This is a genomic window from Bergeriella denitrificans NBRC 102155 (assembly GCF_001592185.1).
GTDB classification, from domain to species: domain Bacteria; phylum Pseudomonadota; class Gammaproteobacteria; order Burkholderiales; family Neisseriaceae; genus Neisseria; species Neisseria denitrificans.
Genome location: NZ_BCWL01000064.1, coordinates 1 through 9,798, shown reverse-complemented (window position 1 = coordinate 9,798; position 9,798 = coordinate 1). Strand labels below are relative to the sequence as shown.

Sequence of the window (9,798 nt, the reverse complement as noted above, 5' to 3'; positions counted from 1 at the left end):
TAGATAAAAAACAATCACCATTAGGTCACTTTAGGCCAACCATTCCCATCCTAACCTTTCCCCACACAGGGGCGGGAGAAGGAACAAGCTACTGAATTTCAACGGTTTCTAGATTTCTCAAGCGTTTGTCTTATTCCAAACACACATAACTCAATCAAAAAAAGCCGTCTGAAAACAGAACCTTCCCGTTTTCAGACGGCTTTTTTAATCAATACACAATCCCAATCCTACAACAAGCCCTCTATCGGTAAAAACGACAATATTTTGGCGGTAAAGCGTTTCCAAAATCCGGCTTCGGGCTCTTTGGCGTAGATTTTGCCGTCGGCGGGATTGTGCCAGCGCAGTTTTTTATGGCGGTTGAGGGTCACTTGGTAGGCGTAGTCGGGGGTGGTGGTTTCCAGCGTGCGCTGCATCTGCCCTGCGATTTCGGGGCTTTCGATGACGACGCCCATTTCGGTATTGAGGCGGGCGGAGCGCGGGTCGAGGTTGAAGGAGCCGATGAAGACCCTTTTGGCGTCCACGATAAAGGTTTTGGCGTGCAGGCTGGTGGCGGAGCTGCCGGTCAGACCTCGGTCTTTGGTTTTCGGCACGGCGTGGTTGGGCTGCAGCTCGTAGAGTTTGATGCCGGCTTTCAGGAGCGGTTTGCGGTAGCGGGCATAGCCTGAATGCACTGCGGCGACATCGGTGGCCTGCAGTGAATTGGTCAATACGGTAACGTCCACGCCCTCGGCGGCGATTTCGCTCAGCGCCTGTGTGCCGGCTTTGGTGGGCACGAAATACGGCGACACCAGATACATGCTCTGCTCGGGCTTTTTCAGGGCTTCAAACATCCGGTCGAGAATCGGCGTTTTGTGGCGGTCGCGGTCCAAGCCTTTGGCCGGGTCGTCGCTGATTAAGCGGGTGTGGACGTTGCGGAAAGGTACGCGCCCTGCGCTCATGGCGCGGTACAACTCGGAGTTTTCCACTTCTTTACGGTAGCGGTCGAGTATGGTGTTTTTGTCCTTATCGCTGTAATTCAGCTCTTCAAACCCTTTTTCGATGCTGCCTTTTTTTATCACGGCGGTGGCGTTGTAGGCTGAGTGGCTTGCCCAATAGCGGTCGAAATCTTCGGAAACTTCGGTCACCACCCTGCCCGTGGCGAGAATATCCAAGTCGGCGAATACGGTATCTTCGGCTACTTTGAAATATTCGTCGCCGATATTGCGCCCGCCGAGAATGGTGGCGCGGTTGTCTGCGGTCAGCGATTTATTGTGCATACGTCGGTTGAGACGGGGGAAGTCGGTCAGATAGCCGAGCGCGCGCCATTTGCGTGATACGAAGGGGTTGAACAGGCGAACTTCGATATTCGGGTGGCTGTCGAGCGCCAAAAGTACGTTGTCCAAGCCGTTGGTGTTGTTGTCATCAAGCAGCAGGCGCACGCGCACGCCACGCTCGGCGGCGCGATGCAGCAGGTTGAAGAGCAGACGACCGGAGATGTCGTTGTGCCAGATGTAATATTGGAGGTCGAGCGCGTGGTCGGCGGATTCGATTAAGGCTGCGCGGGCAACGAAGGCCTCGTGTGCATCGTTGAGCAGATACACGCCCGAATCGCCCGCGCCTGCCGACGGCGCGGCGGCTTCGGCAGGCTTCAGCACCGCTTCCAGGCGCGGCGCGGATTCGACATCGAGATAGCGGCTCTCGCTGCGTCCGTCCAGCGGCGGCAACGCGGCGCAGCCCAAAAGGAATGCGGGAAACATGAGCGCGATGTATTTTGTGTTCATGGAAATCAAATCAGCGGGATTTTCAGACAGACGGCTTGTGCGGGTGGGCTTGCGGTATGTGAAGCGGCCGTCTGAAAAATACGGTTATCTTGTTCTTTCATTCTTTTCGCATGGTTTCGTGGTTTTTGTATTCGCCCAAGCCGAGACGGGCGAACAAAAGTTCAACACGCTCCAATTACGCCGCACTGCTTTTTTAAAAATCAATCCAGCTGCGCTAAAAATGATTTTGCAAATTGCTCAAAGCTAAAATACCGCTCAAAAGTGTTTCTTGCCTTCGTGCCCAACATTTCCACCTTCTCAGGATTTTCATAAGCAAAACACATCGCATTTGCCAAAGATTGGGCATTGCCAACATCAAATACCAAGCAGCTGTCTTCTTGCATAAAGATATTTGCCACGCCGACATGGTCGTTCAATAAAACGGCACGTTGGTATTTTGCCGCTTCAATACACACCAAAGAAAAAGATTCGTCTCGTGAGCAGCAAACGATGACATCAGATGCACCAATGACGGCAGAGACTTCATCAGGGTGCAATGCCCCCACATATTGGACTTCTTTAAAATCCTGAACAGGGGCGTATGCCGCCTGCCAAAAGGCGGTATTTGATTTCAATAAACGCCCAGCCATGATAAATCGGCAATTTTGGCGAACTTTTGGCGGCAAGCTCGCAATGGCGGCGCAGAAAATATCCTGACCTTTATTCGGCTCAATAGTGCCCAGCACACTAAAGGTCAATTTTCTGCCACAAGATTGATTAAGGGCAGTAGGCGACACATCGTCAGGAATGCCGTTTAACAAAACTTCGGCACGAAAACCGGCAGGCATAAATGATTTGGCATATTCACTGACACAGATAATCCGCACATTGCTGTCCGCCAAATCTTTATTGTCGCCCAAGATACTTGCCAAAAGCTGGCTTTCATGCAGCCACCACACAACGGTCAGATTAGGGACTTTCACCAAAGCTCGCACCACGGCAGGCTGTATGACGGTATTGACAACCACCACTTCAAAATTTTGCACAAGTTCCAAGCTGATACGCTGGTCAATCACCACAGGAATATCCGCTTGCGTCAATTTTTGGCGCATGACACCATCTATGGGTGAGAACACCGTGGGAAAGCCGCCGCTGTTTTTAACCGCAAGTGCTGCATAATACAGCATTTTTGGCGCACCTGTGGCGGACAGCTCATGGGAGAGAAATAAGACTTTTTTCATACGTGATTTAAATCCGAGTGTGTGCAGTGCGCTGATTTTAATTATCTACTTTATCTATTGAGCACAAATGCGGCTTTGCTGTACGCGGCTTCATGCTTCACTATCCGGCTTTGTCACCAAACAGCCCGCATTTTAACCGATTTTTCCGCCCGCCCCTATTTTTCCGCGCGTTCGGTCAGATTGCGGCCGTCTGAAAGATGCAGGCGGCCGAATATCATGCCCGAAGCCAGCGTAATCAGGCCGATGCCGATAAATGTGTATTGAAACGCCGCGTGCAGGTTTTCCCTGCCCACGCTGCTTTTCGACCACAGCTGCAGCATCAGCGCGCCCACGGCAATGCCCAGGCCGATGGCCAGCTGCTGGTTGACCGCCATCAGGCTGTTGCCGCTGCCGGTTTGATACGGGCGCAAATCCGCAATCGTCAGCGTGTTCATGGCCGAAAACTGCACCGAGTTGCACGCGCCCATTGCCAGCAGCAGCGCCGCCCATACCGGCCAGGCGGTTTCTTTGCCCGGCAGCGCCAGCAGCATAATCAATACCGCCAAAATCCGCGTGTTCCACAGCAATACCGCGCGGTAGCCGAAACGCGCCATCAACGGCTTGATGGCCGGTTTCACCAGCAGCGAAGCCAGCGCCACCGGTGCGAGCAGCCAGCCCGACACGCTGGCGCTGTAGCCGAACGCCACTTGAAACAGCAAAGGCAGCAGAAAAGGCACGGAGCTGATGCCCAGGCGGCTGAACAGATTGCCCGCCAGCCCGAGGCGGAAAGTACGCACCCAAAACAGATTGCCGGCATACAAAGGCTCGGGATAATGCTGCGCGTGCCGCCAATACAGCCACATCAGCACCGCGCCGCCCAGCGCCAGCAGCAGCGAAAACAGCCCCGCGCCCGGGTGGGACACCAAATCCACCGCCAGCGTGAGCGCGGCGGCGGCAGAGGCAAACAGCACAAAGCCGCCCGCATCCAGCGAAGGCTTGCCGCCGCGCACGTCGGGCATGATTTTCCAGCCCACCAGCAAACCGATTAAACCGATCGGCACATTCAGCAGAAAAATCCAATGCCAAGTGGCGTATTCCACCAGATAGCCGCCGACCAAAGGCCCCAATACCGGCCCGATCAGCGCGGGCATCACCGCATAATTGATGGCGTTGAGCAGCTGCGATTTGTCGTACACGCGCAAAATCGTCAGACGGGGCACAGGTACCAGCATCGAGCCGCCCACGCCCTGCACCACCCGCGCCAACACCAGCGTTTTCAAATCCGGCGCGGCCGCACACAGCAGCGAGCCTGCCACAAATACGCCCACCGAGGCCAAAAAGACTTTTTTCGTGCCGAAGCGGTCGGCCAGATAGCCGCTCAAAGGGATCAGCAGCGCCACCGTCAGCGCGTAGGCAATTACCGCCGACTGCATATTCAGCGGCGATTCACGCAAATCGGCCGCAATCGCGGGCAGCGCCGTATTCAAAATCGTCGCGTCCAGCATCTGCATAAAAATCGCAATCGCCAGCAGCAGCGGCAGCCAGCGGGAAGGCTTGATTGCGGCTGCGTCCTGTTTGCCGTCCATATCCACTCCTTTTTCATACGGCCTTGCTTGCCGGCCTGATGCAGCTTGGCCGATAATCCGTTCCGGTATCTCAGGCCGTCTGAATATTCAGACGGCCTGTCTTTATTTTTTCAGCAAACGCAGCGCGTTACCCAACACCACCAGCGAGCTTAAACTCATGCCCAAAGCGGCAATCCACGGGGTCACAAAACCAAATACCGCCAGCGGCACGGCAATCAGATTATAGGCGCTCGCCCAGCGCAGGTTTTGGGCAATCACCCGCCGCGCTTTACGCGCCTGCGCCACCGTTTGCGGCAGCACGCGCATATCGTCGTTCAGCAGCACCACATCCGCACCGTCGCGCGCGACATCGGCGCCGCCGGCCACCGCCGCCGATACGTCCGCCCGCGCCAATACCGGCGCATCGTTGATGCCGTCGCCGACCATCAGCACTTTGCGCCCTTCGGCCTGCAAGGCTTCGACATAAGTCAGTTTGTCTTCCGGCAGGGCTTCGGCGCGGTAGGCATCGAGACTGAGCGTGTCGGCCAAATGGGCAACGGCAGCGCTGCGGTCGCCGCTCAAAACGTGCAAACGCAGGCCTTGGGCTTTCAAAGCAGCCACCATCTCCGGCGTACCGTCTTTGATTTCGTCTTCCAGCAAAAAGGCCGTCTGAAAACCGCGCTGATTGCCGAGAAACACCATGCTCCCGGTGTGCGAAGCTTCCGGCATATCGGGCAGGCTGCCGCTGATGCCGGCCACAAATTCCGCGCGGCCGAGCGCCCAAATTTGGGTTTCGCCGCGCCATTCGACCTGCGCGCTTACACCGTGGCCGATGCGGTTGACCCGCTGCATCACCTTGATATTATCGGCTTCATGCACCTGCTCTGCGCCGGTATGCCGCAAAATGGCGCGGGCAATCGGATGCTCCGACTGCGCTTCCAAAGCCCGCGCGACTGCCAGCGCATCGGCTTCGCCCAAGCTGCCCAGTGCCACGGTGCGGCTGACCGACAATTCGCCTTTCGTCAGCGTACCCGTTTTATCGAACACCACATCGTCAATCTGCGCCAGCGTTTCCAAACTCTGCTTGCCGCTGATTAATACGCCCCTGCCCGCCAGCATACCGGTAGCCGCCGCCAGCGCGGTCGGCGTGGCCAGCGACAGGGCGCACGGGCAGGTAATCACCAGCAGCGCCACGGTAATCCACAGCGCGGTATGGGCATCGGCGTAAACCATCCAGCCGATAAATACGGGGACGGCCAGCAGCAATTCACCCAATACAAAACGGGATGCGTATTTTTCCGCCAGCTCCGCCACGCGCGGCTTTTGCGCCAAGGCGCGGTCGAGCAGCTTCACGATGTGCGCCAGGCGCGTATTGCCGCCCGCCTGCTCGGTACGCACAATCAAGGGGCCGACGGTATTGAGCGTACCCGCCGTGACCTTATCCTCCGCCCGCTTCGCCACCGGCAGGCTCTCGCCCGTGAGCATGGCTTCGTTGACCTCGCTCTCACCAGCCAGCACCACGCCGTCCACCGGAATCACCTCACCCGGCTTCACCAAAATCACATCGCCGCTTTGCAGCTTCACCACCGCGGCTTCTTCCGCCGCTTCGCTTTCGGGATAGGCCGCGAGCTTGTGGCAGAACGCGGGTACGAGTTTCACCAGCCGCTCCGCCGCATCGCCCGCCTTGCGCCGCGCAATCTGCTCCATAAAACGCCCGCCGAGCAGGAAAAACAGCAGCATGGAGATGGATTCGAAATACATGCCCTGCCCGGCATTGGTGGCCAGGCTGTAAATCCCCGCCGCAAACGTCATCACAATCGCAATCGCAATCGGCGTATCCATGCCCGCGCGGCGGTTTTTCAAATCGCGCCACGCGCCCCGGTAAAACGGCAGCGCGCAGTAAAACACCACCGGCAGCACCATAATAAACGCACCCCAGTGCAAAATCCCCAAATACAGCGGCTCGATTTCGCCCTCACCGTAAAGATACGTCGGGATGGCAAACATCATGGTCTGCATCATGCACAAACCCGCCACCGCCAGCCGCACGATAAACTGCTTGCGCTCCTGCTGATGCTGCGCTTCGACTTTGTGCGCGTCGTAAGGCGCAGCGGTATAGCCCGTCGATTGGATGCGTAACAGAATATCGGAAAGCGCAACTTGGGTATCGTGCCACACCACGCGCACGCGGTGGGTGCTGTAATTCAAATCCACGCGCACCACGCCGGGCAGTCGCAGCAGCTGCTGCTCAATCAGCCACACGCAGGCCGCGCAGGTAATGCCGCCCAGCATCAGCACCGCTTCTTTTTGGTTGTCCGCCCCCGTTTCCACAAAATCGGCCTGCACTTCCGGCAAATCGTAGAGCTTGAGCTGCGCCAACACCTCGTCGGGCGGCAGCGCGGCTTTGGCGGCATCGGCGGTACGCTGCTTGTAATAGCTGCCCAGACCGGCATCGATGATGCTTTGCGCCACGGCCTGACAACCCGCGCAACAGGTCGGCCGTGCCCGCTCTTCAAATTCGACGCTCAGTTTGACCGACTCCGGCACGTCCAAGCCGCAATGGAAACAGGTTTCTTTCATCAGGTGTCTTTCTCAAAATGCCGGCAGAGCGGCCAAGCGCGCCCGAAGCCGTCTGAAAATCAGACGGCTTCGGGCAGCCTTATCACATCAAAGCGCGTTCGGTCATGGCTTCGCGCAGCGCGTCCAAGCCCGAATTGCTGCTGACCGAAATACGCACCGCCGCCGCCCGGCCGCTGCGGTCGCGCAAAATCCCGGCTTCGCGTTCGCCTTCGGGCAACAGGTCGATTTTGTTATAAACCGCCAGCTGCGGGATATCCTGCGCGCCGATTTCTTCCAATACGGCGTTGACATCGTCCATCTGCCGCCCGAAATCGGGGTTGGAGGCATCCACCACGTGCAGCAGCACATCCGCCAGCGCGGTTTCCTCCAAAGTAGCGGAAAAGGCCGACACCAGCTTGTGCGGCAAATCGCGCACGAAGCCGACGGTATCGGTCAGAATCACCGTCGCCTCCGGCGACAAAAACAGCTTGCGCGCAGTGGTGTCGAGCGTGGCAAACAGCTGGTCTTTCGCCAAAACATCAGCCTTGGTCAGGCGGTTGAACAGGCTGGACTTGCCCGCATTGGTATAGCCGACGATGGCAAAGGTTTTCAGACGGCCGTCCGAGCGGGCTTTGCGGCGGGTGGCACGCTGTTTTTTCACCTGCTGAAGCTGCTTTTTCAGCGCGGTGATTTTTTGGTTAATTAAGCGGCGGTCGGTTTCCAGCTGCGTTTCGCCCGGCCCTTTCAGGCCGATGCCGCCTTTCTGGCTCTGCATATGGCCGTAGCCGCGCACCAGCCGCCCGCTCAAATGGTTGAGCTGCGCCAATTCCACCTGCAGCTTGCCCTCCTGCGTTTGCGCGCGCTTGGCAAAAATCGCCAAAATCAGTCCCACACGGTCGAGCACGCGGCATTGCAGGATTTTTTCCAGATTGCGCTCCTGCGTAGGCGTCAGCTCGTGGTTGAATACCGCCAGCTCGATATCGTGCGCCTTCACCGCCGCCGCCAGCTCCTCGGCCTTGCCCGTACCGACAAACAGAGCCGTATGCGCTTTGTCGCGTTTGGCACTTTCCGTCAGCCGCAAATCGCCGCCCGCCGCCGATACCAGCTCCGCCGCTTCGGCCAAAGCCGTCTGAAAAGCACGGTCGCGGGTTTCGTTTGCCCCCGTATAATCGGCACTCAACATCACGCCCACCAGCATCACGCGCTCGGGGCGTTCCAAAGATTTATCGACGCGGAAAACGGTATGTCGGCTCATGGCGGTATGCAATCCTTTTTTTCAGACGGCCTGCGGGTGCGGCAAGCCGCAGACAACGCCGCGGCTTTTGTCATTTTAATTCGCTGTAACGCTCAGCATTTTACCACGAGGCAAACAAACAGGCCGTCTGAAAACATCATCTTTCAGACGGCCTGTTTTGCCGGCGTGGCGGCTTAAAAGTCTTGCGGGCAATATCGTGCCATGCTTAAAAAATGCAAGCTGTCAGACCTTGCCCCTAGCGGGCTAAAGCCTGGCCGATGCGTTACGGCTTATTGGAAATTTCAAAATTCCCCACGCCCCGATAAATACTTATTTACCCCGGCTGTATATCCGGTCGAACACCCCGCCGTCGCCGAAAAAGTCGGTATGCACTTTAGACCAGCCGCCGAAGTCGGCCACTTTCACCAAATCCAGCTGCGGGAAGCGGTCGGTAAACTCCGCCAAAATTTCAGGATTGCTCGGGCGGTAATAATGGCGGCCGATCATCCGCTGCGCCTCATCGGTATAAAGCCGGCGCAAATAGGCTTCGGCCACTTCGCGCGTGCCGTGTTCATCTGCTACCGCGTCCACCACCGCCACCGACGGCTCGCACAATACCGACAAAGACGGCGTCACAATCTCAAATTCGCCCTTGCCCTCCTGCACCGCCAAATGCGCTTCGTTCTCCCACGACAGCAAAACATCGCCCAAACCGCGCTGCGTAAAGGAAATCGTCGCCGCCCGCGCGCCCGCATCCATCACCGGCACACGTTTGAACAACTCACCCACATACTGCTCCGCCGCCGCATCGCCGCCCAAAGTGCGCCCGTAAGCCCAGGCCGCCAGAAAATTCCAGCGTGCGCCGCCCGAAGTTTTCGGATTGGGCGTGATGACCTGCACATCGCCCTGAACCAAATCACCCCAGTCGCGGATGTTTTTTGGATTGCCCTTGCGTACCAAAAACACGATGGTCGAAGTATAAGGCGTACTGTTATCAGGCAGCGCCTGCTGCCAATCCGGTTGAACCAACTGCTTCGCGCCCCCGTTCACCGCATCAATATCGCCCGCCAACGCCAGCGTCAGTACATCGGCCTTCAACCCGTTCCGCACCGCCAGCGCCTGCTTACCCGAGCCGCCGTTGGACTGCTTAATATGCACCGTTTGCCCCGTACTCTGCTGCCAATACGCCTGAAACGCCGCATTGTATTCACGGTAAAACTCACGCGTTGGGTCATAAGACACATTCAAAAGCGACACCGGCTTAGCCGCCCCCTTACCGCCCTCCGCCGCCCCGCTGCCGCATGCAGCCAGCATCAAGCCCACAGGCAGCCAAGCCAAATGTTTGCGTAAGCCTTTCATTTTATTTCTCCATTGCGCGAAAGCTAAAGTGAAAGGCAGTATAGCAGCGGCACTTTACAGTTTTGAAATACCGTTTGCTTCTGCTTTTATAACCAAAATGATGCCTGGGGGAAACACGATAA

General features: G+C 57.3%; 7 protein-coding genes. 1 reads left to right on the top strand and 6 read right to left on the bottom strand.

What is annotated here, in order from left to right:
* Nucleotides 1–227 precede the first annotated feature (227 nt).
* Nucleotides 228–1,736, bottom strand: coding sequence for a phospholipase D family protein (locus BDE01S_RS05195; protein ID WP_416178177.1), 1,509 nt, complete (start codon nt 1,734–1,736; stop codon nt 228–230).
* Between BDE01S_RS05195 and BDE01S_RS11290 the strand changes: the two genes are divergently transcribed.
* Nucleotides 1,735–2,007 (top strand): hypothetical protein, encoded by a 273-nt coding sequence (locus BDE01S_RS11290; RefSeq protein ID WP_147283879.1) that lies wholly within the window; start codon nt 1,735–1,737, stop codon nt 2,005–2,007. The genes BDE01S_RS05195 and BDE01S_RS11290 overlap by 2 nt on opposite strands.
* Here BDE01S_RS11290 and BDE01S_RS05190 read toward each other — a convergent pair.
* From BDE01S_RS05190 to BDE01S_RS05165, 5 genes are all read right to left on the bottom strand, one after another.
* A complete protein-coding gene (locus tag BDE01S_RS05190) occupies nt 1,961–2,980 on the bottom strand; it encodes a glycosyltransferase family 4 protein (protein WP_066078236.1) in 1,020 nt (339 codons plus the stop codon). The genes BDE01S_RS11290 and BDE01S_RS05190 overlap by 47 nt on opposite strands.
* Before the next feature lie 155 nt (nt 2,981–3,135).
* A complete protein-coding gene (locus BDE01S_RS05185) occupies nt 3,136–4,545 on the bottom strand; it encodes an MFS transporter (RefSeq protein WP_066078233.1) in 1,410 nt (469 codons plus the stop codon).
* Between the two features lie 102 nt (nt 4,546–4,647).
* Entirely contained in the window at nt 4,648–7,104 is a 2,457-nt protein-coding gene (locus tag BDE01S_RS05180) for a heavy metal translocating P-type ATPase (RefSeq protein ID WP_066078229.1), read from the bottom strand.
* 82 nt (nt 7,105–7,186) lie between these two features.
* Nucleotides 7,187–8,338, bottom strand: coding sequence for a GTPase HflX (gene hflX, locus BDE01S_RS05175; RefSeq protein ID WP_066078226.1), 1,152 nt, complete (start codon nt 8,336–8,338; stop codon nt 7,187–7,189).
* Between the two features lie 309 nt (nt 8,339–8,647).
* The gene (locus tag BDE01S_RS05165) at nt 8,648–9,676 is read right to left on the bottom strand and encodes a sulfate ABC transporter substrate-binding protein (RefSeq protein ID WP_066078220.1); all 1,029 of its coding nucleotides are present in this window, start codon (nt 9,674–9,676) and stop codon (nt 8,648–8,650) included.
* Nucleotides 9,677–9,798 lie beyond the last annotated feature (122 nt).